This window comes from Pseudomonas sp. UBA2684 (assembly GCA_002354655.1).
GTDB lineage: Bacteria > Pseudomonadota > Gammaproteobacteria > Pseudomonadales > Pseudomonadaceae > Aquipseudomonas.
The window spans coordinates 1-26,378 of sequence record DELY01000039.1 but is presented as its reverse complement, the minus strand read 5'-3'; the positions used below and the strand labels follow the sequence as shown (position 1 = coordinate 26,378).

At 62.5% G+C, this 26,378-nt stretch carries 17 protein-coding genes; 9 read left to right on the top strand and 8 right to left on the bottom strand.

The genetic code is table 11. The annotated features are described in order from the left end of the window. The first annotated feature begins 226 nt into the window (after positions 1 to 226). From speB to B3M58_RS12995, 5 genes are all read left to right on the top strand, one after another. Positions 227 to 1,186: an agmatinase gene (speB, locus tag B3M58_RS13015; RefSeq protein WP_296219683.1), complete on the top strand. Its 960-nt coding sequence runs from the start codon at positions 227 to 229 to the stop codon at positions 1,184 to 1,186. Between the two features lie 135 nt (positions 1,187 to 1,321). Further along, positions 1,322 to 2,707, top strand: a complete 1,386-nt coding sequence (locus B3M58_RS13010) for a sodium:solute symporter (RefSeq protein WP_296219682.1) — start codon at positions 1,322 to 1,324, stop codon at positions 2,705 to 2,707. A gap of 112 nt (positions 2,708 to 2,819) precedes the next feature. After that, positions 2,820 to 4,421, top strand: a complete 1,602-nt coding sequence (locus B3M58_RS13005) for a 5-guanidino-2-oxopentanoate decarboxylase (RefSeq protein ID WP_296219680.1) — start codon at positions 2,820 to 2,822, stop codon at positions 4,419 to 4,421. A 318-nt stretch (positions 4,422 to 4,739) separates the two neighbouring features. Next, positions 4,740 to 6,080, top strand: coding sequence for a purine-cytosine permease family protein (locus B3M58_RS13000; protein ID WP_296219678.1), 1,341 nt, complete (start codon positions 4,740 to 4,742; stop codon positions 6,078 to 6,080). Between the two features lie 59 nt (positions 6,081 to 6,139). Next, positions 6,140 to 6,877: an MBL fold metallo-hydrolase gene (locus B3M58_RS12995; RefSeq protein ID WP_296219676.1), complete on the top strand. Its 738-nt coding sequence runs from the start codon at positions 6,140 to 6,142 to the stop codon at positions 6,875 to 6,877. 55 nt (positions 6,878 to 6,932) lie between these two features. Here B3M58_RS12995 and B3M58_RS12990 read toward each other — a convergent pair whose 3' ends face one another. From B3M58_RS12990 to aceK, 3 genes are all read right to left on the bottom strand, one after another. After that, complete coding sequence (locus tag B3M58_RS12990; protein ID WP_296219674.1) at positions 6,933 to 7,067, bottom strand: PA1414 family protein; 135 nt, start codon at positions 7,065 to 7,067, stop codon at positions 6,933 to 6,935. Between the two features lie 137 nt (positions 7,068 to 7,204). Further along, positions 7,205 to 9,247 carry a TonB-dependent receptor family protein gene (locus B3M58_RS12985; RefSeq protein WP_296219673.1) on the bottom strand — a complete coding sequence of 681 codons (2,043 nt, stop codon included), beginning with the start codon at positions 9,245 to 9,247 and terminating at the stop codon, positions 7,205 to 7,207. Between the two features lie 216 nt (positions 9,248 to 9,463). Then, on the bottom strand, positions 9,464 to 11,188 hold the full coding sequence (aceK, locus tag B3M58_RS12980) for a bifunctional isocitrate dehydrogenase kinase/phosphatase (RefSeq protein ID WP_296219671.1): 1,725 nt from the start codon (positions 11,186 to 11,188) through the stop codon (positions 9,464 to 9,466). 617 nt (positions 11,189 to 11,805) lie between these two features. Here aceK and B3M58_RS12975 point away from each other — a divergent pair. Beyond that, positions 11,806 to 12,711 carry a DMT family transporter gene (locus B3M58_RS12975; RefSeq protein WP_296219670.1) on the top strand — a complete coding sequence of 302 codons (906 nt, stop codon included), beginning with the start codon at positions 11,806 to 11,808 and terminating at the stop codon, positions 12,709 to 12,711. Between the two features lie 111 nt (positions 12,712 to 12,822). Here B3M58_RS12975 and cysK read toward each other — a convergent pair whose 3' ends face one another. Continuing rightward, a complete protein-coding gene (gene cysK, locus B3M58_RS12970) occupies positions 12,823 to 13,797 on the bottom strand; it encodes a cysteine synthase A (protein WP_296219668.1) in 975 nt (324 codons plus the stop codon). Between the two features lie 252 nt (positions 13,798 to 14,049). Here cysK and B3M58_RS12965 point away from each other — a divergent pair, with 252 nt between their 5' ends. Next, positions 14,050 to 14,895 (top strand): AAA family ATPase, encoded by an 846-nt coding sequence (locus B3M58_RS12965; protein WP_296219666.1) that lies wholly within the window; start codon positions 14,050 to 14,052, stop codon positions 14,893 to 14,895. Between the two features lie 142 nt (positions 14,896 to 15,037). Beyond that, positions 15,038 to 16,216 carry a vWA domain-containing protein gene (locus tag B3M58_RS12960; protein WP_296219665.1) on the top strand — a complete coding sequence of 393 codons (1,179 nt, stop codon included), beginning with the start codon at positions 15,038 to 15,040 and terminating at the stop codon, positions 16,214 to 16,216. A gap of 163 nt (positions 16,217 to 16,379) precedes the next feature. Here B3M58_RS12960 and B3M58_RS12955 read toward each other — a convergent pair whose 3' ends face one another. Both B3M58_RS12955 and B3M58_RS12950 read right to left on the bottom strand, forming a co-directional pair. Then, positions 16,380 to 22,640, bottom strand: coding sequence for a peroxidase family protein (locus B3M58_RS12955; protein ID WP_296219664.1), 6,261 nt, complete (start codon positions 22,638 to 22,640; stop codon positions 16,380 to 16,382). A gap of 110 nt (positions 22,641 to 22,750) precedes the next feature. Beyond that, on the bottom strand, positions 22,751 to 22,879 hold the full coding sequence (locus B3M58_RS12950) for a hypothetical protein (protein WP_296219663.1): 129 nt from the start codon (positions 22,877 to 22,879) through the stop codon (positions 22,751 to 22,753). 284 nt (positions 22,880 to 23,163) lie between these two features. Here B3M58_RS12950 and B3M58_RS12945 point away from each other — a divergent pair, with 284 nt between their 5' ends. Further along, positions 23,164 to 24,627, top strand: coding sequence for a sensor histidine kinase (locus B3M58_RS12945; RefSeq protein ID WP_296219660.1), 1,464 nt, complete (start codon positions 23,164 to 23,166; stop codon positions 24,625 to 24,627). A gap of 30 nt (positions 24,628 to 24,657) precedes the next feature. On the opposite strand, the gene B3M58_RS12940 is transcribed toward B3M58_RS12945, so the two are convergent. Both B3M58_RS12940 and B3M58_RS12935 read right to left on the bottom strand, forming a co-directional pair. Next, complete coding sequence (locus B3M58_RS12940; RefSeq protein ID WP_296219658.1) at positions 24,658 to 25,326, bottom strand: response regulator; 669 nt, start codon at positions 25,324 to 25,326, stop codon at positions 24,658 to 24,660. A 139-nt stretch (positions 25,327 to 25,465) separates the two neighbouring features. After that, a partial coding sequence (locus B3M58_RS12935; RefSeq protein ID WP_296219657.1) for a calcium-binding protein occupies positions 25,466 to 26,378 on the bottom strand: 913 nt, incomplete at its 5' end.

Here is a 26,378-nt window from a genome sequence, read left to right as displayed (position 1 = left end):
CGGCTAACGTGCGCGGTCCGGCGCCGCTAACCTGCGCGGCCCGGCCTAGGCCCCACCTGCGCGGCTCGCCTAGGCGGCCCCACCTAGGCGGCCCCACCCATCCTACAGACGCGGTTGATAGTTTAGAAATATCTGAACTAAGTTTTTGCCCGCAGCGATTTGTCGCACGCGCAGCCTGACCAAGAATCGGCCCCACTCATAACCACAACAATGCTGAGGCCTAGCCGTGGACAAGATCCTGCACCAGCCCCTGGGCGGCAACGAAATGCCGCGCTTCGGTGGCATCGCCACCATGATGCGCCTGCCACATATCCAGACTAGCGAAGAAAAACGCGCCCTCGATGTCGGCTTTGTCGGCGTGCCGCTGGATATCGGCACCTCGCTGCGCTCCGGCACCCGCTTCGGCCCGCGTGAAATCCGCGCCCAATCGGTGATGATCCGCCCGTACAACATGGCCACCGGCGCCGCGCCGTTCGACTCGCTGAACGTGGCCGACATCGGCGATGTACCGATCAACACCTTCAACATGGCCGAAGCGGTGCGCATCATCGAAGCGTCGTACGACGAAATTCTCGAGCACGGCATCCTGCCGCTGACCCTGGGCGGCGACCACACCATCACCCTGCCGATTCTGCGCGCGATCAAGAAGAAACACGGCAAGGTCGGCCTGGTGCACATCGACGCCCATGCCGATGTGAACGACCACATGTTCGGCGAGAAAATCGCCCACGGCACCACCTTCCGCCGCGCGGTGGAAGAAGACCTGCTCGATTGCGACCGCGTGGTGCAGATCGGCCTGCGCGCCCAGGGTTACACCGCCGAAGACTTCAACTGGAGCCGCAAGCAGGGCTTTCGCGTGGTGCAGGCCGAAGAGTGCTGGCACCAATCGCTGACCCCGCTGATGGAAGAAGTGCGCGCCAAGGTCGGCGGCGGCCCGGTGTACCTGTCCTTCGACATCGACGGCATCGACCCGGCCTGGGCGCCGGGCACCGGCACTCCGGAAATCGGCGGTCTGACCACCATCCAGGCGATCGAAATCATTCGCGGCTGCCAGGGCCTGGACCTGGTCGGCGGCGATCTGGTCGAGGTCTCCCCGCCCTACGACACCACCGGCAACACCTCGTTGCTCGGCGCCAACCTGCTCTACGAAATGCTCTGCGTACTGCCCGGCGTGCAACGTCGCTGAACCTGAGCCGCTGCAACCTTCGCAATTGATGCGCCTAACACTGCTGTAACCCCGCCTGACCGACTGCCTTCGGTCAGGCCACCCGATGCCCGCTCGACGGGCGACGACAATTACAAGAGACAGAGGGTACCGATCATGGCTTTGGACATATTCGTGGTGCTGATTTACGTGGCGGCGATGCTGCTACTGGGCTGGTACGGCATGCGCCGCGCCAAGACCCGCGAAGACTATCTGGTGGCCGGGCGTAACCTCGGCCCGGGCTTCTACCTGGGCACCATGGCCGCCACCGTGCTCGGCGGCGCCTCGACCATCGGCACCGTGCGCCTCGGTTATGTGCATGGGCTATCCGGTTTCTGGCTGTGCGCCGCGCTCGGTCTGGGCATCATCGGCATCAGCCTGTTCCTCGCCAAACCGCTGCTCAAGCTGAAGATCTACACCGTCACCCAGGTGCTGGAACGGCGCTACAACCCGACCGCGCGCCACGCCAGCGCAGCGATCATGCTGGTCTATGCGCTGATGATCGGCGCCACCTCGACCATCGCCATCGGCACGGTGATGCAGGTGCTGTTCGGCCTGCCCTTCTGGGTCTCGATCCTGGTCGGCGGCGGCATCGTGGTCGCCTACTCGACCATCGGTGGCATGTGGTCGCTGACCCTCACCGACATCGTGCAGTTCCTGATCATGACCGTCGGCCTGGTGTTCATCCTGATGCCGATGTCGATCAGCGACGCCGGCGGTTGGGATGCCCTGGTGGCCAAGCTGCCCGCCAGCTACTTCTCGATGACGGCGATCGGCTGGGACACCATCATCACCTACTTCCTGATCTACTTTTTCGGCATTTTCATCGGCCAGGACATCTGGCAGCGCGTGTTCACCGCACGCAGCGAGAAAGTCGCCAAGGTCGCCGGTTCGGCTGCCGGCATCTACTGCATCCTCTACGGCCTGGCTGCCGCGTTGATCGGCATGGCCGCCAAAGTCCTGCTGCCGGACCTGGACAACGTCAACAATGCCTTCGCCAGCATCGTCCAGCTCAGCCTGCCGGACGGCATCCGTGGCCTGGTGATCGCCGCAGCCCTGGCCGCGCTGATGTCCACCGCCAGCGCCGGCCTGCTGGCGGCCTCGACCACCGCCGCGCAGGACCTGTGGCCGCTGTTCAGCGGGCGCCAGGGCGAAGAAGGCAGTGCCACCGAGAACCGCATCTTCACCCTGTTGCTCGGCATCGTCGTACTGGGTATCGCCCTGGTGGTCAGCGACGTGATCAGCGCCCTGACCCTGGCCTACAACCTGCTGGTGGGTGGCATGCTGGTTCCGCTGCTCGGCGCCATCTACTGGAAACGTGCCAGCACCCTCGGCGCCATCGTCAGCATGCTGCTGGGTAGCCTGACTGCGGCATTCTTCATGTACAGCGACGGCCTCGACGCCAACACGCCGATCTACTACAGCCTGGCGGTAGGCGCCGTCAGCTTCGTGCTGATCAGTCTGCTGTCGCGCCAGCCGGCGACCAGCGCCAGCCTGGCCTAACCATCTGCGACCCGCCGGCCTCTGCGCTGAGGCCGGCCTTGGCGGTTGCGACTCGGACCTGGCGCCGAGCGCAATCGCGTTTTATTCAGACGACACTTGTAAGGAAGCCCCCATGACCACCTGCGGCGAATTTCTCGTCAAACAACTCGAAGCCTGGGGCGTCGACACGGTATTCGGCATCCCCGGCGTGCACACCGTCGAGCTTTACCGTGGCCTGCCGCACAGCGGCATCCGCCACATCACCCCACGCCACGAACAAGGCGCCGGCTTCATGGCCGACGGCTATGCCCGCGTCTCGGGCAAGCCCGGCGTATGCTTCATCATCACCGGGCCGGGGATGACCAACATCCTCACCGCCATGGCCCAGGCCTATGCCGACTCGATCCCGATGCTGGTGATTTCCAGCGTCAACGAACGCAACCGCCTGGGGCTAGGCAAGGGTTATCTACACGAACTGCCCAACCAGCGGGCAATGACTGCTGGGGTGACGGCATTCAGCCACACCCTGATGAGTGTCGAGGAATTGCCCGGCGTGCTGGCCCGCGCCTTTGCCGTGTTCGAAGGCGAACGGCCACGGCCGGTGCATATCGAACTGCCGCTGGACATCATCACCGCCCCCGCCGCGCACATGCGCGTGCAGGCCAAGCCAAGGGTCTCGCGGCCCGCCCCGGCGGTGGCGCAACTGCGTCAAGCGGCAGCCAAGCTGCGCGCCGCCAAGCGCCCGTTGCTGTTGCTCGGCGGCGGCTGCGTCGAGGCGCAGAACGAAGCCCGCGCCCTGGCCGTGGCCCTCGATGCGCCAACCGCCCTGACGATCAACGCCAAGGGCCTGTTGCCGCCCGCGCACCCGCTGCTGCTCGGCAGCAATCAATCGCTGGTGCCGGTGCGGCAGCTGGCGCTGGAGGCGGACGTGGTACTGGCAATTGGCACCGAGTTGGGCGAAACCGATTATGACGTGGTGTTTGACGGCAACTTCAAGCTCGGCGGCGAACTGATCCGCATCGACATCGACGCGCAACAACTGCTGCGCAACTTCACCCCGAGCCTGGCGATCCAGAGCGACGCGCGCCTGGCCATGCGCCAGTTGCTGGCCGACCTGCCAGTTGGCGAAATGCGCGACAACAGCCCCGGCGCGCAACGCACCGCGGCCGTACAGGCGCAACTGGCCGAAGAGTTCACGGGTTGGGCGCACTACCGCCAACTGTTCGACAGCGTGCTGAATAGCCTGCCCGAGGCACGCTTCGTCGGCGACTCGACGCAAACCGTGTACAGCGGCAACCACCTGATCGAGCTGGACGGCGCGCGGCGCTGGTTCAACTCCTCCACCGGCTACGGCACCCTCGGCTACGGCCTGCCGGCGGCAATCGGCGCGAAACTGGCCGAACCGGGCCGCCCGGTGATCTGCCTGATGGGCGACGGCGGCCTGCAATTCAGCCTGCCTGAGCTGGCCAGTGCGGTAGAAGCCCAGGTGGCGGTGATCGTGCTGCTGTGGAACAACTCGGGCTACGGCGAGATCAAGCGCTACATGCAGCGCCGCGACATCACCCCGCTCGGCGTCGACATCTACACCCCGGACTTCATCGCCATCGCCCGCGGCTTCGGCTGCGCGGCCGAACTGGCACGCGACCATGCGCACCTGGCCGAGCTGCTGCGCAGTGCGCCGACAGATCGTCCCTTGCTGATCGAAGTCAGGGAGGCCGCGCCATTCCACCCCTAGGAGCCTGTCGGACTTAACGCTGTTCTACTGCGGAAAAGCCGGATGCGGTCATTTTTGCCGCTCTCTCTCGTTAAATAGCTAGCTATTCGCCTCGAAAGATCAACAAAACTGACTCGATCCGGACTTTCCCTCGCTACGAACGGTCAAGTCCGACAGGCTCCTAGGGCAGCCGTAGGTTGGGCTGAGCGCCGCGAAGCCCAATACGCCGGGCGCCAGCGGACGTATGGCCGCGCTAGGCGTCTCAGCCAACAGAACAACAAGATCGCACCACATCACTGACTGCCGCTAAAACCAATAATCAAGCATCGGAGTCGTCACATGTTGAAAAACCTAACCCAGCACTTCGGCCAGGACGGCCTCGCCCCCACCGATCCGAGCCATCGCAGCCTCGGCCTCGGCGGCACCACCGCGTTGTGGCTCGGCGCCAACGTGGTGGTCACCACCATTCTTACTGGCATGCTGCTGGTGCCGGACCTGACGTTTATCAACGCCATGCTGATCGTGCTGATCGGTTCGGGCCTGGGCATCCTGCCGCTGGTGCTGGTCGGCTTGATGGGCCAGCGCACCGGCCTTACCACCATGGTGCTGGCGCGCGGCAGTTACGGCCCGCTCGGCGCCAAGCTGCCGTCGTTGGTCAACCTGCTGACGCTGCTGGCCTGGAGTTGGATTCAGGCACTGCTGGCGGGCATGAGCCTGAACTATGCGGTGGAACACCTGACCGGTTACTCCAACCTGGCGCTGTTCACCATCCTCTGCGAAACCCTGGTGCTGCTGATCGCCCTGCGCGGCCACCTGGGCATCGAGCGCGTCGAGAGTTGGGCGGCGGTCGGCATGCTGCTGCTCTGCGGCGCGGTGTTCTACGCCATGGGCCAGCACTTCGAGTTCAGCGCGCTGATCGACATGGCGCCGCAATCGCGTAACGAAATCACCCCTGGAATTGCTTTCGATATCGTCATCGCCACGGCGTTCTCCTGGATTCCACTGGCGGCCGACTACAACCGCAACTGCCGCAGCCAGGGCGTGGCAGCGGTCGGCACCTGGCTCGGCTACGTCGCCGCCACCCTGCTGGCCATGGGCCTCGGCGCCACGGTCTCCGGCTTCAGCGTGCTGAGCGGCCAGGAGCAGACCTACGACCCGGCCGTGCTGCTCTCCGGCTTTGGTTTCGGCCTGCCGGCGGCCATCGTGGTGTTCCTTTCGGTGATGACCACCAACGTCATGTGCGTGTACAGCGCCTCGTTGTCGTACCTGAATATCAGCCCGAAAACCGCGTTCTGGAAACCGGCCTTGGCAATTGGCGTACTGTCGATCCTCGGCTCGCAGATTCCCGGCATCCTCGACAACTTCCAGAGCTTCCTGCTGATCATCGGTAGCGTGTTTATCCCGGCCTTTGCCGTACTGATCGCCGACTACTTCCTGATCCACCGCGCTCACTACGATGTCGACGACCTGCTCAGCGAAGACGGCGGCCGCTACCGTTACCTGGCCGGCATCAACCCGGCCGCGTTCGCCGCCTATGCCTTGGGTGCGGCACTGGCCTATTACTGGGGCTGGGTTTCGCCGCTGTCGTTTGGCGCCTCGTTGCCGGTGTTTCTGCTCACCGCCGCCAGCTACAGCGTACTGCGCCGCTGGGTGCTGGTACCCAAGGCACAATTGGCTTGAAGCATGTGGTGGGCCGAGGCCCACCCTACACTGGGCTAATCCGCAGAGAGTTGCCTGCCATGAAAATCGTCAACCGCGAGCAGTGGTTCGAGGTGGAACACCGTTACGACGGCATCAGCCTGATCCACGAACCCTTCGTGCGGCCCTTCTACCGCTGCAACATGTGGCACATCCAGGGCCGCACGCGCGATGCGCTGATCGACTCGGGTTCCGGCCTGGTCAGCTTGCGCGAGCAGTTGCCCTGGCTCACTGATCGCCCCCTGTTGGCAGTGGCCAGCCATTGTCACTTCGACCATATCGCCGGCCATCACGAGTTTGCCGAGCGCTTGGTGCATCCGGCCGAAGCCGACATCCTCGCTGCGCCGACCGGCGCCAACACCCTGGCCACCGCGTTTGTGGGCGACGAGATGTTCGAGGCGCACCCGGATTGCCCGTTGTGCTACGCCGAATACCGGGTCAAGGCGGCACCAGCCACCCGCCTGATCGAGGAAGGCGACCTGCTGGATCTGGGCGACCGGGTATTGCAGGTGCTGCATACCCCCGGTCATTCGCCGGGCGGCATCAGCTTGTGGGAAGCCGCCACGCAGACGCTATTTTCCGGCGACATTCTCTACGACGGGCCGCTGATCGAGGACGCCTACCACGCCAATCTGGAGCACTACGCCGGCAGCCTGGCGCGCCTGCGCGAACTGCCGGTGCGCACCGTGCATGGCGGTCATTTTGCGAGTTTTTCCGGGGAGCGAATGCGTGAACTGATCGGCGAGTGGTTTAGCAACCACCCGCACTTAAACGCCTGAACAGTGGGCAGGCGTTTGACCTAAGCGGTGGGCTGAAGCCCACCCTGCGGAGGTGTCAGCGACGGCGGCGTGGCGCTTGCGGCTCACGCGGCGGGTTGCTGCGCACAGGAATCGGTTGCAGTTTCGGCCGCTCAAGCAGACCGAGGGCAACCAACAGATCGTGTAAGGCGTTTTGCAACTTGGCGCTCATGGAACTTCCTCCTGCCAAGAACTTCGACAAGGCGCTTGGTGCACCTAGTTTCAGCGTAGATTAACCCCAGCAAAAGTGCAGGGATAGCGAGATGAATACACTGGCCAACAGCCGCAGGCGCTAGCGCTTGGCTAGCCTCAGAACGTTGCGCGAAGCCCCAGATACAGCGTGCGTCCTGGCCCTGGCTCGAAATAGCGGGCATTGCCATCGTTGATCCGCACATTATCGAAGTAGCGCCGATCCAACAGGTTGTCGAGCCCCAGGTACGGTTCCAGCGTCTGCTCGTTCCAGGTCAGGCGTTTGCCGATACGCAGATTGAGCAATGCATAACCCGGCACCCGCACGCTGTTGGCGTCATTGGCATACATGCGGTCGAAGGCACTGAGATTCAAGCGGGCGTACACATCTTGGTACTCATAGCCCAGTTCGGTGAACAGGGTCTGCCGCGGAATACCGGCCAGGCGGTTGCCGTCCAGATCGTTACCCGCCACCTGGTACTGGACGAAGCGATAACGGTTGTAGGCGTAGGCCGTGGTCAGTCGCCAGTGCTCATGCAGCTGCCACTCCAGACTGGCCTCGAAGCCGTCGCGGCGTGATTGGCCGGCATTGCGGTAGAAGTTGCGCCCCGGTTGTCCATCCAGGCTGAACGCCACCAACTCGTCTTCAAGGTCCATGCTGAACAGCGCCAGCTCATAGCGCAGGCGCGGCCATTCGCCTTTCAGGCCGATCTCCCGGTTCAGCGCCTGGGCCGGCGCCAGCGCCGGGTTGAAGCCAGCGCCTTGCGGGTTGGCCAATTCATTGACGGTGGGGGTTTCGAACGACGTGCCCACGCGCCCGTACAGCGACTGGTGTGGGTCGAGCCGGTAGCTGAGGCCCAGGCTGTAGTTCCAATCCTGCAGATTGCGCGAACCGGAATCGTCGCCATCAGTGAGCGTAACGAAGTGATCGTTAACCGCCAGGCGCACACGGTCATAGCGCAGGCCGAGAGTTGCCTGCCAGTCGTCGCTGAGGCTGATTTCATCCTGGATAAACAGGCCGCTGCTGTCGGCGCTTTCGTCCTGCTGCTGGGTCAGCGCGCCACGCTCGCCCAACAGGTTGTCATAGCGACGTCGGTCGTCACGCTGACTTTCCAGATCGACACCGACGGTCAGCGTATGGGGCAGACCGAACACCGCCCGGCGATGGTTGTATTGCCCGCCCAGGCCGGCGAAGGCTCGCTCGAAGGTGGTCTGCCCGCCATTGGTAAATCCCAGGCGGTTGCCGAACTCGCGCCGGCCCAGATAACTGCGCAACTGGTAGTCGTCGGTGCCGCTGGCATAACCATCCCAGACCAGCGCCAGGCGTTGCTGACGGATAAATTCGTCGGCATCGAAACGCAGGTTGTTCGGCGCGGCCTGATCACGGTTTGCACTGACTTCAGCAGCGGTCAACCCGCCCGGGTCTTCGGCGCGGTTGTCGATGGCGTTGAAGCTAACACCCAGCCGCCCGCCCTCGCCGTACCAGCGCAGTTTGCCGGTCAGGCTGTTGGTTTCCGCCTTGCCATGCTCGCGGTAGCCGTCCAGCTGGGTACTGTTGAACGCCAGCAAGCCGCCGAGATTACCAGCGCTGCCAGCCGTTTCCGCACGCAGGCGCTGGTAACCCAACTCGCCACCGCTGACATCGAGCAGGCTGTAAGGCTCAGCCGGCGGCTCGCGGGTCTGAATCGCCAGCACCCCGCCGGCGGCATTGCCGTAGAGCACCGACGCCGGGCCGCGCAGCACTTCCATGCGCTCGACCAGGCCGAGATCGAGCCCATCCAGTTCGGTCTGCCCATCGGGCATGGTCAATGGCACGCCATCGACCAGCACGCGCACGCCGCGTACGCCGAAGTTGCCGCGCGCACCAAAGCCGCGGATCGATGGCCGCAGGCCCTGAGCCAGGTTGTAGCGATTCTGGCTGAACACGCCCGGCACCGACGCCAGCAGGCGATCCAGCGCCAGGTTTTGCTCGCCCGCTGCCGCGCTGGCCTGCACCACCGTGACTGCCGCGGGCGTGCTCAGCCAGCGGCTGCTAGTACGCGGCGAGGTGATGACCAGGGGCGCCAGTTCGGCGACGACTTGGTCGGCCGGCTCAGCCGCCTGAGCCAGGCTGACGCCGCCGCTGAGTAAGAACCCTGCGGCAGCGCTAAGCGATGTTTTCACTGTGGACGCTCCTTATTCGCCGCGCCTGATCTGGGCGCGACGACTGTTCGTACAGACTTTGGTTTTGGCTATATCCCCACTACGTGTTGCAGGAGAAACCGTACTTTTGCGGGAGCGAATTTATCCGCGAAAACCTTTGAAAACTGAAGATCTTTCGCGGCTAAAGCCACTCCCTCGTGACGGCGGTCTGCATCGACATTTAATAGGTACAGAGCCTTAGTTCTCAGCCTGCTCGGCTTTGCGCCGATAAGGAAACACGTCGATGACCTTGCCGGCCCGAATCGCCTCTTGCAGGCTTTTCCAGTAGTCGGCGTCGTACAAATCACCATGCAACTGGCTGAACAAGCGGCGCTGCTGCATATCGGCGAACAGGAACGGCGGGAACTCTTCGGGGAACACGTCGTTCGGGGCGATTGAATACCAGGGTTCGGAGGCCATCTCGTCCTCCGGATAGCGCGGCGGCGGAATGCGCCGGAAGTTGACCTCGGTGAGGTAACTGATTTCGTCATAGTCGTAGAACACCACGCGACCATGGCGGGTGACGCCGAAGTTTTTCAGCAGCATGTCGCCGGGGAAGATATTCGCCGCCGCCAGTTGCTTGATCGCCAGGCCGTAATCCTCCAGCGCCTCGCGCACCTGCGCGTCGCTGGCACTCTCGACGTACATGTTCAGCGGGGTCATGCGCCGTTCGGTCCAGCAGTGGCGCACCAGCACGCTGTCGCCCTCCACCACCACCGTCGACGGCGCCACCTCCAGCAGCTCGGCCAGGCACTCAGGTTCGAATTTACTCAAGGGGAAGCGAAAGTCGGCGAACTCCTGGGTATCGGCCATGCGCCCTACGCGATCGACACTTTTCACCAGCCGGTACTTCTGGATCACCGTATTGCGGTCGACACTTTTCGACGGCGAGAAGCGGTCCTTGATGATCTTGAACACGGTGTTGAAGCCCGGCAGGGTGAACACGCTCATGACCATGCCGCGCACACCGGGGGCCATGATGAACTTGTCGTCGGTGGTCGCCAGGTGATTGATCAGCGCGCGGTAGAACTCCGACTTGCCGTGTTTGTAGAAGCCGATCGAGGTATACAGTTCGGCGATGTGCTTGCCCGGCAGGATGCGCTTGAGGAAGCCGACGAACTCCGCCGGAATCGCCACATCGACCATGAAGTACGAGCGGGTGAAAGAGAAGATGATCGACACCTCGGCTTCGTCGGTAATCAGTGCATCGATCTGAATGCCCTGGCCTTCGCGGTGCAACAGCGGGATCACCAGCGGCCACTGCTCGTCGCGGGTAAACAGCCGGCCAACCAGGTAGGCGCCCTTGTTGCGATAGAGCACCGAGGAAAACAATTCGATGGTCAGCTCCGGGTCCTTACACACCCAATCCGGCAGGTTGCCGCGCAGCTGACTTGCCAGGCGGTTGAGGTCGCGCGGCAAATCCTCGAACGGCGCACTGAAACGGTAATCCTGGAAAATCGCTTCGAGCATACCGGGCAAGCCTGTGGCGGGTCGGTAGCTGCGGGTTTGCGCGGCACGCTGCTGGCTACGCAGCGACGGCCGAGTGGTATGAATAAACATGCAGCCATCGCTGATCTGGTCATGACTGAACAGGCCGCAGAAGATCGAGTTGAACCAGGTTTCCGCCAATTCATCGTCGTAGCGCAGGTCGATCAGCGCGATGTAGGCGCTTTTCACCAGCGGCCACTGGGCCACGTCGAGCAGCGCTTGAGTGAAGCTGCGACGCAGGCCCTCACCAACCTCGCTGACTTTTTCTTCATACAGGTTGATCCGCGCCGCCGAGGCCTGCTGCGCCTCCTGCCAGAGCGCCTGCTCGAAACGCGCCTGGGCGCCATCGGTGATCTGGCGGAAATGCTCACGGTAGTCGTCGAAACCATCGAGGATCAGACGGGCGATATCGGCGGCCGGCCATTGCTGCGCCATGGGCAAACCTCTGCTGGAGGAATCGGTAGGGTGTGGCGAGCTTAGCCAGTGGCTGGGCCGAGGAAAAGCCAACATTGGCGCTAGCAGGCCGTTGAAAAACTACCTACGTTGCCGATACGGCGTTAAAAACGGCCTCAAAATGCTCATTTACACCAGTAAACTGCGCTTTTTCGGCCGTTTTTGCCTTGTCTCGGCTGCCTCGCCTACATTTTTCAACGGCCTGACACGTTTATCTGCGGCGAAATATTGCACTGCGCTAACGCGTATGCCACCACATAAAGGTTCTTCGCGGATTAGCCTGAACCAAGGCTGGGCTTGGCAGGCAAGCGCAGCAACCTCGTAGGCAGGGTTAGCGGCGCAAGCCGCCGAGGTACAGCCGACACTTTTTTCGAACGCCGCGTACCGCGCGTTATTGCCGAGGCGGCACGCCAGCACATTGCCTGAGTCAGCCACACGACAATCGCGTCGGCGCATCCGTGCAATCACGGCGCCCACCCATGGCTGATCACAACCGATGGCCGCGCGGCGTTGCGGTCGATTTAAAAGCGTCTTTCGGATTGCCTTAGCCGTTGCGCCCGGCAACACTGCTCGCCCCCTGAAGCCATTTGGAGTGCGTCGTGCGCCTCGCCGACCTGCTGCGTCTGTTACTCCTCGCCGCCATCTGGGGCGCGAGTTTTCTGTTTATGCGGATTATCGCGCCGGTGCTCGGCAGCATGCCGACCGCCTTCTTCCGCGCCAGCCTGGGCATGCTCGGGCTGTTGGCGATTCTGCTGATCATGCGTGTGCAGTGGGACTTTCGCGGCAAGCTCAAGCAATGCCTGGTGCTTGGGGTGATCAACGCCGGCTTGCCGTCGGCCATGTATAGCCTGGCGGCGCTGGTGTTGCCGGCCGGCTACTCGGCAATTTTCAATGCGACGACACCGATGATGGGCGTACTGATCGGCGCGTTGTTCTTTAGCGAAGCTCTGACCCTGAGCAAGGCCGCCGGGGTGGCAATCGGCCTGTTCGGCGTGGCAATACTCACCCAGACCGGGCCGGTGGCGTTCGATCTGTCGCTGTTGCTGGGCGCCGGCGCCTGCCTAGTAGCCACCACCTGCTATGGCTTTGCCGGTTTTCTCACCCGTCGCTGGATCGGCCAACAAGGCGGCCTGGACAATCGCCTGACCGCCTTCAGCAGCCTGTGCGGCGCCAGCTTGTTCCTCATGCCATTGTTCGCCGGTGCACTGATCGTGCAGCCGCCAGCCAACTGGGGTGGCCTGGATGTATGGCTGTCCCTGGCCGGGCTGGGCTTTATCTGCACGGCATTTGCCTATGTGCTGTATTTCCGCCTGCTGGCCGACATCGGCCCGATCAAGGCCTCGACCACCACCTTCCTGATTCCACCCTTCGGCGTGTTGTGGGGGGCGTTGTTGCTGGATGAGCCGCTGTCCTGGGCCTACCTGTATGGCGGCGTGCTGATCGCCATCGCGCTGTGGCTGGTGGTGCGACCCAGTGCGCCGAGCACACTGCCAGCCAAGGCGTAGGATGGCTTAGGCGCTGGCGCAGAAGTCACGGGGGAGGCGCAGGGGTTGGTCGATGGGTACGCTGCGCGATACCCATCCTGCGCCCTACTCCAGCGGCTTAAGCGAGCGGTATTACTGCGTCAGCTCCTGCTCGGTGAACATGTCACTGAACAGCATGCTCGACAGGTAACGCTCGCCGGAGTCCGGCAGGATCACCACGATGGTTTTGCCTTGCATGCCAGGCTCCGCGGCGATACGCACTGCCGCCACCATCGCTGCGCCGCAGGAGATGCCGCAGAGGATGCCCTCTTCGCGCATCAGGCGCAGGGCCATGGCCTTGGAGTCGTCATCGGTGACCAACTCGACGCGGTCGACCATCGCCAGGTCGAGGTTGCTGGGCACGAAGCCGGCGCCGATGCCCTGGATTTTATGCGGGCTGGGTTTGACCTCATCACCGGCGATGGTCTGGCTGATCACCGGCGAGCCGATGGGCTCGACCGCCACCGAGAGAATCGGCTTGCCCTGGGTCTGTTTGATGTAGCGCGATACACCGGTAATGGTGCCGCCGGTGCCGACGCCGGCGACCAGCACATCCACGGCGCCATCGGTGTCGTTCCAGATTTCCGGGCCGGTGGTCTTCTCGTGGATCGCCGGGTTGGCCGGGTTGTTGAACTGTTGCGGCATAAAGTAGGTGGCGCTGTCGGATGCGGCGATTTCCGCGGCCTTCTCGATGGCGCCTTTCATGCCTTTGGCCGGTTCGGTGAGTACCAACTCCGCGCCCAGGGCCTTCAAGACCTTGCGCCGCTCCAGGCTCATCGACGCCGGCATGGTCAGCAGCAACTTGTAGCCGCGCGCCGCGGCGACGAAAGCCAGGCCGATACCGGTGTTGCCGGATGTCGGCTCGACGATGGTCATGCCTGGTTTGAGTACGCCACGTTCTTCGGCATCCCAGACCATGCTGGCGCCAATCCGGCACTTCACCGAATACGCCGGGTTGCGCCCTTCGATCTTGGCCAGGATGGTCACGCCGGCCGGGCCCAGGCGATTGATCTTGACCAACGGGGTATTGCCGATGGCTTGTGCGTTGTCTGCGAAAATGCGGCTCATGGCGGTGTCCTTGTTCAGGTGGTGCCGAGGTGGGACTCCCAAGCCTATGACGCCGCTGGGTAGCCGTCCAGTGCCGCAAGCACTGCGCCGCGACACGTCGCGGCGAGCGTGACAACCGACGCGTGACCCGCCATTCAGTGACTGAATGGCGCGTCTGCGTTCACAGTCGCCAGGCCCGCGCGTTATAGTCGGCTTTTCAAATACTGAACCCGCGGGTATTGCCCCCGGGCGTTACCGTTCGAGGATTTTCCGATGAAGTTCGAAGGCACCCAGTCCTACGTCGCCACCGACGACCTCAAGCTTGCGGTCAACGCCGCCATTACCCTGGAGCGTCCGCTGCTGGTCAAGGGTGAACCGGGCACCGGCAAGACCATGCTCGCCGAGCAGTTGGCCGAATCCTTCGGCGCACGCCTGATCACCTGGCACATCAAGTCCACCACCAAGGCCCACCAAGGCCTGTACGAGTACGACGCGGTCAGCCGCCTGCGCGACTCGCAGCTGGACAGCGACAAAGTCCACGACGTGCGCAACTACATCAAGAAGGGCAAGCTGTGGGAAGCCTTCGAGTCGGAAGACCGGGTGATCCTGCTGATCGACGAGATCGACAAGGCCGATATCGAGTTCCCCAACGACCTGCTGCAAGAACTCGACAAGATGGAGTTCTACGTTTACGAGACCAACGAGACGATCAAGGCCAAGCAGCGCCCGATCATCATCATCACCTCGAACAACGAAAAAGAACTGCCGGACGCCTTCCTGCGCCGCTGCTTCTTCCACTACATCGCCTTCCCGGATCGCGCGACCCTGCAGAAGATCGTCGACGTGCACTACCCGGACATCAAGAAGGACCTGGTCGCCGAGGCGCTGGACGTGTTCTTCGACGTGCGCAAGGTGCCGGGCCTGAAGAAGAAGCCCTCCACCAGCGAACTGGTCGACTGGCTCAAGCTGCTGATGGCCGACAATATCGGCGAAGCCGTGCTGCGCGAACGCGACCCAACCAAGGCCATCCCGCCCCTGGCCGGCGCCCTGGTGAAGAACGAGCAGGATGTGCAGCTGCTGGAACGCCTGGCGTTTATGAGCCGCCGCGCTTCGCGTTAAGCCACGCTCTTGTAGGGTGGGTTAGCGAAGCGTAACCCACCAACCGGCCGACAGGCTGGCCAAAGCGATGCCTGCGGCATCGATGGTGGGTTACGCCGCTACGCGGCTAACCCACCCTACGGATACCCATGAGGGCGCACATATGCTGCTCAACCTATTTAACGAAATGCGCGCGGCCAAGGTGCCGGTGTCGGTGCGCGAGCTGCTCGACCTGATCAACGCGTTGAAACACAACGTGGTGTTCGCCGATATGGACGAGTTCTACTTTCTCTCGCGCACCATCCTGGTCAAGGACGAGCGGCATTTCGACAAGTTCGACCGCGCGTTCGGCGCCTACTTCAAGGGCCTGGAAAATCTCAATCAGCACATCGAGGCGCTGATCCCCGATGAATGGCTGCGCAAGGAGTTCGAGCGCTCGCTGACCGACGAGGAACGCGCCAAGATCGAATCCCTCGGCGGCCTCGACAAGCTGATCGAAGAGTTCAAGAAGCGCCTGGAAGAGCAGAAAGAGCGCCACGCCGGCGGCAACAAGTGGATCGGCACTGGCGGCACCAGCCCGTTCGGCTCCGGCGGCTTCAACCCGGAAGGCATTCGCGTCGGCGATGCCGGTCAGCGCCAGGGCAAGGCGGTCAAGGTGTGGGACCAGCGCGAGTACAAGAACCTCGACGATCAGGTCGAACTGGGCACGCGCAACATCAAGATCGCCCTGCGCCGCCTGCGTAAGTTCGCCCGTCAGGGCGCCCAGGACGAGCTGGATCTGGACGGCACCATCGACCACACCGCCAAAGACGGCGGCCTGCTCAACATCCAGATGCGCCCGGAGCGGCGCAACACGGTCAAGCTGTTGCTGCTATTCGACATCGGCGGTTCGATGGACGCGCATATCAAGGTTTGCGAAGAGCTGTTCAGCGCCTGCAAGACCGAGTTCAAGCACATGGAGTACTTCTACTTCCATAACTGCGTGTACGAGTCGGTGTGGAAGAACAACCTGCGCCGCAGCTCCGAACGCTTCTCCACCCAGGACCTGCTGCACAAATATGGCGCCGACTACAAAGTGGTGTTCGTCGGCGACGCGGCCATGGCGCCCTACGAGATCACCCAGGCCGGCGGCAGCGTCGAGCACTGGAACGAGGAGCCGGGTTACGTGTGGATCAAGCGTTTTATGGAGAAGTACAAGAAACTCATCTGGATCAACCCCTACCCCAAGGACACCTGGGGCTACACCGCCTCGACCAACATCATGCGCGAGCTGTTGGAAGAGCAGATGTACCCGCTGACCTTGCAGGGCCTGGAAGACGGCATGAAGTTCCTCTCCAAGTAACCCCGCACCGCCACGAAAAAGCCCCAGTCACTAATGATCGGGGCTGTGCGTTTGCAAACGATTAAAAAGACGGTGCACCACCGTCCTGGCGATACACCGTAATGCGAGCGGCACTTGCCCTAGCCAACTACGCGCGGCTGCGTGCCAAAGCCGCGCAGCCACTTTATGCCAGTTGGAAATCGGCGATGGTCACACTGGTGTGATCGGTGACACCGACCAAACGGATGCTGCCTCCATCGGCACCGTTGACCGTCACCAAGGTGTCGGCCCCGGCATCCGCTATCGCCACACGGCTAGCGAAGGTTCCAGCGGTCAGGTTGAAGGCTGCGATATTCAGCAAGTCCTGGCCTCCGGCCGGGTTGGCATCGAATCCATTAACGATGTCATTGCCGAAGTTTGTACCAAACACGAGGATATCGTTGCCGAGCCCACCAGTGAGGGTATCGTTGCCGGCACCGCCGTTGAGCACATCATTGCCTACACCACCCTGGATGGTGTTATTCAGGGCATTGCCTGTGCCGGTGAAATTACCGCTAGCCCCATACATCAGTCGCTCAACATTGTCCGTCAGCGTGTAGCTCGACAACGAGGTCCACACGGTATCAATGCCTTGGCCGGCGAGTTCGATTACCTGGTCGCCGGCTTCGGTCACTTCATACACATCGTCACCCACACCTCCTGACATGCTGTCGTTACCCGAACCACCAATCAGCGTGTCGTTACCCGCACCACCGGTCAGCGTGTCGTTACCCGCCAAACCACTGAGTCGATCATTACCCACACCGCCCTGGATGGTGTTGTTCAGCGCATTCCCCGTGCCGGTGAAGTTGCCGCTAGCACCGTACATCAGGTTCTCGACGTTGGCCGTCAGCGTGTAGCTCGCCAGCGAGGTCCACACGGTGTCAGTGCCCTGGCCTGCGCCCTCGACTACTTGATCGCCGGCCTCGGTCACTTCATAGGTGTCGTTCCCCGCGCCACCGGACATAGTGTCGTTGCCCGAACCACCAATCAGCGTGTCGTTGCCCGCACCACCGGTCAGCGTGTCGTTACCCGCCAAGCCACTGAGTCGATCATTACCCACACCGCCCTGGATGGTGTTGTTCAGCGCATTCCCCGTGCCGGTGAAGTTGCCGCTACCACCGAACATCAGGTTCTCGACGTTGGCTGTCAGCGTGTAGCTCGCCAGCGAGGCCCACACGGTATCGGTGCCTTGGCCGGCGAGTTCGATTACTTGGTCGCCGGCTTCGGTCACTTCATACGTATCGTCACCCACGCCACCGGACATAGTGTCATTACCCGAACCACCAATGAGTACATCATCGCCGGCACCACCATCCAGGATATCGTTACCCGCTAAACCACTCAGACGGTCGTTGCCATCCAACCCTTGGATGTGGTCATCCCCAGTCGTCCCGCTCTGCGTGTCGTTAGCGGAGGTGCCAAGAATGATTGCGCTGACCACCAGGGCTGTTGCGGCAGAAGTGAGCGACTCGGCCGTGCCGCGGTTATCGGTGTAGGAGATGACCACCCGCACCTGTTGGTTGACCTGCGCCGCGCTCGGCGTGAACGACTGCGCGGTGGCCCCGGCGATATCGCTGAAGCTCGCCCCGGTGCCAGCCTGCCATTGATAGCTGAACGCGACACCGGCCAGGCCATCGGCATCGGCGAGCGCCGCGGTCGAGGCAATCAACACCTGGCCAGCGGTCGGCGCGGTGTTGTTGATGCTCGGCAGCCCGGTTGGTGCATCGTTGACGTTAGTCACCGCCGCGGTCGCCGTCGAAATCAGCGACTCCGGATTGCCGCCGTCGTCCGTGAAGCTGACCACTACACGCAGCGCCAGGCCAACCTGCGCATCGCCCGGCTGGAAGGTCGGGCCGCTACCGACAGCCGTCCACACGCCAGCGATCTCGGCCTGCCACACGTAGTTGAGCGTGGCGAACTGCATGCCGTTGGGGTCGCTGATGCTGGCCGTGGCAGTCAGTAACTGATCTTCGGCCGGGTTCAGGCTGCTGATCGTCACGCTGCCTTCGGCCGGACGATCGACCAGCCACATGGCCTGATCGGTGAACTGCAGGCGCTCGATATTGCGGATCAGGTCAGTGCCGTCGGTACCGACGTTATCGACCACCGTGTAGGTGCCGTCGAAATTCTCGATCACCTCGTAGTTGGCGAAGGCCCCGGTAAACACTGCGGTATCGATATCGGCGGCCTGGCCGCCGTCGAGGATTTCCCGAACGATATGCAACTGGCTCGGGTTGATCTCGCCGGAGAACATCCGTGCCTGGATCTCGGCCATGCTGTCGACGCTGAACAACTCGACGTCTGGATCGAGCTTGCTGCGCACGCTGATGCGTGCGTTGAGCCAATGGTCGCCGTCGATGTAGTCGTTACCGCCACGGCCAGTGATGGTGTCGCTACCGCCGCCGCCGAGGAGGATGTTGCCGCCGTTGAACACCACCGGGTCGTTGGCATCCAGCGGATTGGGCCGCGGGTTGACCGCGCTGCCGAGGATGGCTTCGAGACCGGCGATGCGGTCGACCCCGGACTGGGTCAACTCGTGGTTGAACAACGAGTTCTCACCCGCGGCATCGCCCTCGGCGCGGTCGTCGCCGAGCAGCACGTCGTCGTGCATCCAACCCGACAGGCCTTCGACCTGGTCGAAACGATCACGCAGGATATCCGCCTCCACCGAGGTGAAGATCGGGATGGCCAGGTCGGAATAGGCGCCCACCGGGCTGTTCTTGTGGATCGCCCAGTCGAAGCCCCACATGCCCTCGTTACGGTGGATACCGGCGCCCTGGAACATGATGTCGTCGCCGGATTCGCCGTCGTAGTCGTTGTCGTTGCCGCCGCCATTCATCACATCGTGACCGATGATCGGGCTGTTGAAGAACAGCTCGGAGTTATCGCCAGCCAGGGTGTCGAAGCCGTCACCGCCCTCCATCCAATCGTCGCCTTCGTTACCGAGGATGAAGCTCGGGCCGTTGCCACTGAAGATGAAGTCGTTGTCGCGGCCGCCGAAGATTTCCTTGCCATCCGGCCCGCCATAGATGAAGTCCTGGCCACCGCCGCCGAACACCAGGTCGAGCCCTGGGCCGGTGTGGATCACGTCATGGCCATCGTCGCCATGGATCACGTCGGCGTCGCCGATGTCGGTGATGATGTCGTCGCCGGCACCGCCGTGGATATGGTCGATGCCATAGCCGCCTTCGATGATGTCGTTGCCGCCATCGCCCCACAGGGTGTCGTCGCCGGCACCGCCGATCAGGGTGTCGTTCTCATTGTCACGACCACCGAGCACCACATGGTCCTCACCGGTGTAGCGCAGGTAGTCGTTGTCGCCGTCGCCGTCGAGGTCCTTGCGGATCACCAGCGGGTTGAGGGCATTGAGGATCGGGTTGCTGCCCAGCGGGTCGGCGTACTGCTGACGTGCCATATCCAGCTCGAGGATGTGCGCCACCGACTGGAACAGGTTACCCGGCAGGTGCGAGGCATTCGGGTCGCCCAAGTCAGTGTTGCGCATCACCAGTGCCGAGAAGGTGTTGCCTTCGAGCTCATTGAGCAGGTTCATGCCCTGGGTGCGGCTCAGGTAATAGAAGCGGTCGCCGTTCTGCAGGTTTTCCATCTGCACTTCGAAGACGAAGTTGAAGGTCGAGCCGAGCATGCCGCCAAACGGCATCTGCGCTTCGGCCAGGCCGCCGATCCAGAAGTCCACCAGGTTCAGGCCGCCCTTGTTGCCGGCATAGGTGCCGGTGCCGTTGAGGAAAGCGTCGCGGTCCGCCGGTGCGCCCTCGCCGCCGATGACCAGGGCCATGGCCGCGTCGCGCTTAGCTTCCAGGGTGGTGGCGCCGGTGATGCTGGCATGGGTGCCATAGGCGGCGATGAAGTTGATGATCGAGGCCGGCGTCTTGATGTTGAGGGCGAAATCGGTCCAGCTCTCGTAGGGCTTGAGCTGGCTGTCGCCAGTCATTTCATAGAACTGCGCGCGGGCGTTGTTCAGCGACGGAATGCCGGTATCGCGGCCACGGGCGATGTTGATCGCCGCCAGGTCCAGCGGCAGGCCGACCAGGTTGTTGCGCAGCGCTTCGGTAACGAACTCGTCGATCTCGTTGCCGGTTTGCCGGGTCATGCCACGGATGATCGCCCCCGCCGCTTCCTCGGCACTCAGGGCGCCGCCCTGGTTGAACTCGATGGGGTTGAGGAAGGCCTCGATCAGGCCGATGTCATTGGACTGCATGTTGTTGTCCAGCCGATCCACCGTCTCGGTCAACATCGAGTGGCCGAAGCGATACACCACATGGGCGAACTCGGCGACGATGGCCGGGTCGATGTCGATGGTGTTGGAGAAGGTGAACAGATCGACCAACGGCTGCACCGTGCGGGCGAACTCTTCGAACACCAGATGCTGGTACTGCATTTCATTGATGAAGCGCGCCGCCTGGAACAGCCGCTCGCCGTTCCAGATCAAGCCTTCCGCACTGCCGGGAACGCTGGTCACCGGCATCATCAGCCATTCGTTGATAAAGGCTAGATCGCCAGTGTCGAGGATGGTCTGTTTGTTCGCTTCCACCAGGCGGTTGTGCTCGGAGTGGAATACGTGGTGCACGGCGGTCAGGCCGATGTTCTCGTTGCCCCGGCCGTCGCCGGTGATGAAGTGTGCATCGAGCAGTTCGTTGTCGTACTCCAGATTGCGTCCGGTCTGCGGGTTGACCGCCACGGGGTTGCCGGCAACATCGTCGGCATCGGCCATCAATTGCCCGCCGACCACCACCGGCGCGGCGTTGTGCGCGATGTCATCGAGGAACGCATGCCCGGTACGCACGGCGCCTACCGTGCTGAGCGGCGCATCCGGGTTGCCCTCGACTTCGATCGGCGGGTTGCCCGGCATGATCAGCATGGCGAAGCCGTTGTCGCCACGGATGAACTGGCCATATTCGTCGGTGGCCAGCAGCGGCACGTTGGTCACGTCACGGTCGCTCAGGTCGATGCCGAGCATCTCCCGAGCCTGAGCCTTGATGTCCGCCCAGGTGGCCAGGCCACCATTCTGCCCATCGAGCATATGCCCAGTGGCCACCGGCTTGCCGTCGACCAAGATGTACTCGCGCAGGAATACCTGATGCGAGGCATTCGAGGTGTAGGTCTGGTTCTGGTCGATAAACGGCGTGGTCTGGTTAACGTGCTCACGTACATCGTCCGCGGTGCCGAGAATGCCGTCGGCGCCGGGCTGATTGGTGGCGCGGGTCAGCACCATGAAGTTGCTGTGCGAGCCCTCGACATACAACGGATCGTCGGGTTGCAGCGGGATGTACACGGTGCCACTGCCACCCTTGTTGACCAGGTCCAGGCCATGGTCGAAGAACTGGCCGAACAGGGTCATCCAGGAGTTGAATGGCGCGCTCAGGCCTTCATCCGGGGCGACGTTGGGAATCACCACCGTGCCGTTTTCCACGACGATGCCCAGACCATCGAGCAGTTGCTGCAAATCGGCAGCGGCGCTGCTGGCGGCTGTATCGGCGGCCACCACCTCGGCCAGCACGGCCTCATGCGCGGCCGTATCGAGGGCCAACTGTGTAGCTGCGGCGGTCGAGGCAGCGGTGGCCGTACTGGCGGCGGCACTCGAAGCCAAGGCCACATTGCCCAATGCCGCGGCATTACTGGCAGCATTGCTAGCGGCGGAGGCGGCGCTGACGAACGCGGTCAGGGCGGGGCCATCGTCGGCGACATCCGGCGTTGCCAGCGCGGCGATATAGGCATTGAAGGCATCGGTCTGCACCACGAAGGCGGCATTCGACAATGCCACGGCATCGGCATGCGCCTGCGCATCTGCCGCCGCGGTGGCTTGCGCGGCGGCGGCGCTATTGGCTGCGCTGGTCGCCGCCGTAGTCGAGGCGGCCAGCGTTGCGGCGCTGCCGGCAACCTGCGCATTGCTCGCCAGTGCAGCCGCGGCGGCCGCACTGGCAGCGGCATTGGCAGCGGCCACCAGCGCTGCATCGCCGAACGAATCTTGCGAGCCGGCGTAATCCAGCGCCGCGATAACCGCCGCGGGATTGCCCAGGCTCTGGTCGACGATCAGGTTGCTGATGGTGCGCGGCTGCGAGTCGACCACATAACCGCTGGTTTGCTCATAAGACGTCTGGGTGCCCGAGCCGGGGAAACCGGGAGGCGCGCCAGGGCCGTCGATACCGTTTTCGGCATCGATGAACTCAGGGTCGAGCAGCCGCGGCATCACCTGATCCGCCGAGCCGTAATGTTCCTGTCCCGCAACCAGGTTGTTGTAGGTGCCGTCGACGGTGCGCAGGCCCCACGGCAATAACGGGTTGCCAACCAGATCCAGCAGCGGCGTGCCGGCGGCATGCGCTTCGGCGATTTTGATTTGCTGAAGAATGAATACCAGATCTGTCTTGATGATGGTTAAGGTGGCCATTTTCTTGTTCCCTCAATGCTGAAGAAAAATCAACTTGAACGTCAGAAAAACCACATGCATACGGCAACACTGCAGCAGCGTGTGCAACGGCGTGGCTGGATACGGGCAAACTAAAAATTGAGATGAAAATGCACGGCAACACGGCGGCGGAAACAGACCGCGGGTGGCCCGTGAAAGCGCAGGGAGAATGCGCTGAATGGCATCTGTGGCGCGTCGCTGCGGCCGGTACGACTGTCCATGGTGCACTCCTTCCCACGCGACAGTGGCATCGGTCGTAGCGCCCTCTCCTGCGCCGCATACCGCACCCTTTGTCGCACTTGATAGCTACAAGGCCCATTCATTGGTCCTTATCAAGCTACGGCTCTACTCACTCGAAACCTCACGCTGCCAAGCGCTTGCCGGGTGGGCGATCGGGGCTGAAAAACCAACCACTGCGCGCATCCTGGGCTAGCGTGTTTGAGAAGCCCGTGACGTCTTGGGCGTTCCAACAGCGCTTTATCAAGAGCATCAAGGAGTGGCACGCATGACCACAGATGCGAAGGTCGAATCAAATTCGGCGACGATGGTCGAGATGGCGGATGAGACTTTGGTCGCGGCGACGCCTTGGCGCCGTTTTGCCGGCAAACTGAATCGGCTCAGCCGCTCAACCCAGTTTCTGCTTGCGGCGCTGCTGATCATGGGCATGACCATGGCCTTCGTCGGCAGCCTGGTCAGCCAACAGATCAAGCTGGCTGCCGCACAGAGTGCCGGCGAAGGTGCCGCGATCTATATGGAGGCCTATCTGGACGAGTTCGTGCAGGAGCTGGCCACCTCGCGCAGCCTGTCGCAAACCAGCAGCGCGGCCATCGACAAGCTGATGGCCGACACCTCGCTGAACCAGCACATCGTCTCGGTGAAGATCTGGCTACCGGACGGCAGCAACGTCTACAGCACCAGTAAATTGGCGGTGTACCGCAACTACCCGCAGGAGCCGATCGAACAGGTCATGCAAGGCAAGATCGTTACCCGCCTCAGCCCGCTGGAACATGCCGAGCACGACTACGAGCGCAGCTTCGACATGCCGCTCTACGAAACCTACGTACCCCTGCGCGAGTTGGGCAGCGGGCGGATTCTGGCGATCGGTGAGTTCTACGAAATGGAGCACGAGATCGGCAGTATCCATCAGCAGGTCTGGGCGATCATTGCCGCCGCCACCATGGCCATGTTGGTGCTGCTGTTCTTTATCGTCCGGCGCGGCGACCGAATTATCGAGCGCCAGCAAGTCACGCTGCGTCGACAGATGCAGGAGCAACAGCAGCTGTACCGGCAGAACGCCAGCCTGCAGGGCAAAATCAGCCTGGCCAACCAGGAGTTCTCGACCATCAATGAGCTGACTCACCGGCGCCTGGGCGCCGATCTGCACGATGGTCCGGCGCAATTGCTGACCCTGATTCTGCTGCGCCTCGATGAGCTGGCCGAGCTGCGCGAACAAGGCAGCACCGACAGCGATGCCCTGGAGACCATCCGCAGCGCGGCCCAGGAAAGTTTGCAGGAAATACGCAACATCTCGCGCGGCCTGGCCTTGCCGGAAATCAACGATTTGAGCCTGGAGGAAGAACTGCAGCTGGTGGTCCAGCGCCATGAACAGCGCACGGACAGCAAGGTCAGCCTGAACCTCGGCCAACTGCCCGAAGAGCTGCCGTTGCCCTACAAGATCTGTATCTACCGCCTGGTCCAGGAGGCGCTTAACAATGCCTACCACCATGCGGGCGGCAAGCAGCAGCAAGTCAGCGCCGATTACCGCGCGGGCCGCCTGACGGTACAGGTCGAAGATGCGGGTGGAGGTATTGCAGAAGCCGACCTACAGGCGCAGGCCCGCGGGCGTTCACGCCTGGGCCTGGTGGGCATGCGTTACCGCGTGGAGTCGCTTGGCGGGGCGTTCAGCATCGAGTCAGCCCCGGCGCGCGGCACACGAATCAAAGCACAATTCACCCTCGCCGCAGAGTGAGGGTGCCAACAGTGAACCGGGTGCCTCGCATCACGGGGCGTGGATATCGAGGCGCCAGTTCTTCTGCGCTTCCCAATAGCGTTGTACGGCCGTTACCGCTTCGACGCGGTTACGCGCATGCAGTTTCTGCATGACATTGGTCATGTAGTACTTCACGGTTTTTTCGCTGAGGCTGAGCTTGGCCGCCACCTCGCGGTTGGTCAGGCCCTTGGCCACCTCACGGATGATCTGCTCCTCGCGGTGGGTCAGGTCGACGCCGCGCTTCTCGCTCTCGTGTTTTCTGAAATGGCTCAGCAAACGACTGGCGAACGCCGGCGTGATGAAGGTCTCGCCCTTGGCCACGTTGCGGATCGCCTGCACCAGGTCCGGCCCACTGACACCCTTGAGCACGTAGCCCTGAGCACCGCCTTCCAGCGCAGCATAGGCATCGTCCTCGGACTCCGAAACAGTCAGCATCATGATTTTCACCGAGGGCTGCGACTTGCTGATCGCGCGCACCGCGGCAAAGGTATCGCCGGGCATATTGACGTCCATCAACAGCACATCGGGCAGGCAGCGCGCCGCTATATCGCGCGCCTCGTCGGCCGAACCACCCTGCTCGACCACATCGAAATCCGCCACTTTCTTCAAGGTCGCCGCCACCCCCTGACGCAGCAACGGGTGATCGTCGACGATGCCAATCCTGATCTTGTCATTCATTGGAAATCCTCCCCACGAGGTTGCAATCCCATAGCACTGGCACAGGCCACAAGGCCTATATGCTCACGGTTAAAAACCACAGCTGATCGATTAAAAACGGGTGTGCGGTATTACCCGCACACCCTTGCCTTCGAACATCTCACGCCAACTGGAAGTCAGCTTGAGTCACGCTGGTGTGATCGGCTACGCCGACCAGGCGGATGCTGCCTCCATCGGCACCATTGATCGTCACCAGGGCGTCGGCCCCGGCATCCGCTATCGCTACGCGGCTAGCGAAGGTTCCAGCAGTCAGGTTGAAGGCTGCGATATTCAGCAAGTCCTGCCCGCCGGCCGGGTTGGCATCGAAGCCATTAACGATGTCATTGCCGAAGCTCGTACCGAACACCAAGATATCGTTGCCGAGCCCACCAGTGAGGGTGTCGTTGCCAGCGCCACCAGTAAGAGTGTCGTTGCCGGTACCGCCCTGGATGGTGTTGTTCAGCGCATTCCCCGTGCCGGTGAAGTTGCCACTACCGCCGAACATCAGGTTCTCGACGTTGGCTGTCAGTGTGTAGCTCGACAACGAGGTCCATACGGTGTCAGTGCCTTGGCCTGCGCCCTCGACGACTTGATCGTCGGCGTCGGTCACTTCATAGGTGTCATTCCCCACGCCACCGGACATGCTGTCGTTACCCGAACCACCGATCAACGTGTCGTTGCCCGCACCACCGACCAAGGTGTCGTTACCCGCCAAACCACTGAGCCGATCATTCCCCACACCGCCCTGGATGATGTTGCTCAAAGCATTCCCCGTGCCGGTGAAGTTACCGCTGGCACCGTACATCAGGTTCTCGACGTTGGCCGTCAGTGTGTAGCTCGACAATGAGGTCCACACAGTGTCAGTGCCTTGGCCAGCGCCCTCGATTACCTGGTCGCTGGCGTCGGTCACTTCATACATATCGTTACCCACGCCACCGGACATGCTGTCGTTGCCCGAACCACCAATCAACGTGTCGTTGCCCGCACCACCGGTCAGCGTATCGTTACCCACCAAACCACTGAGCCGATCATTC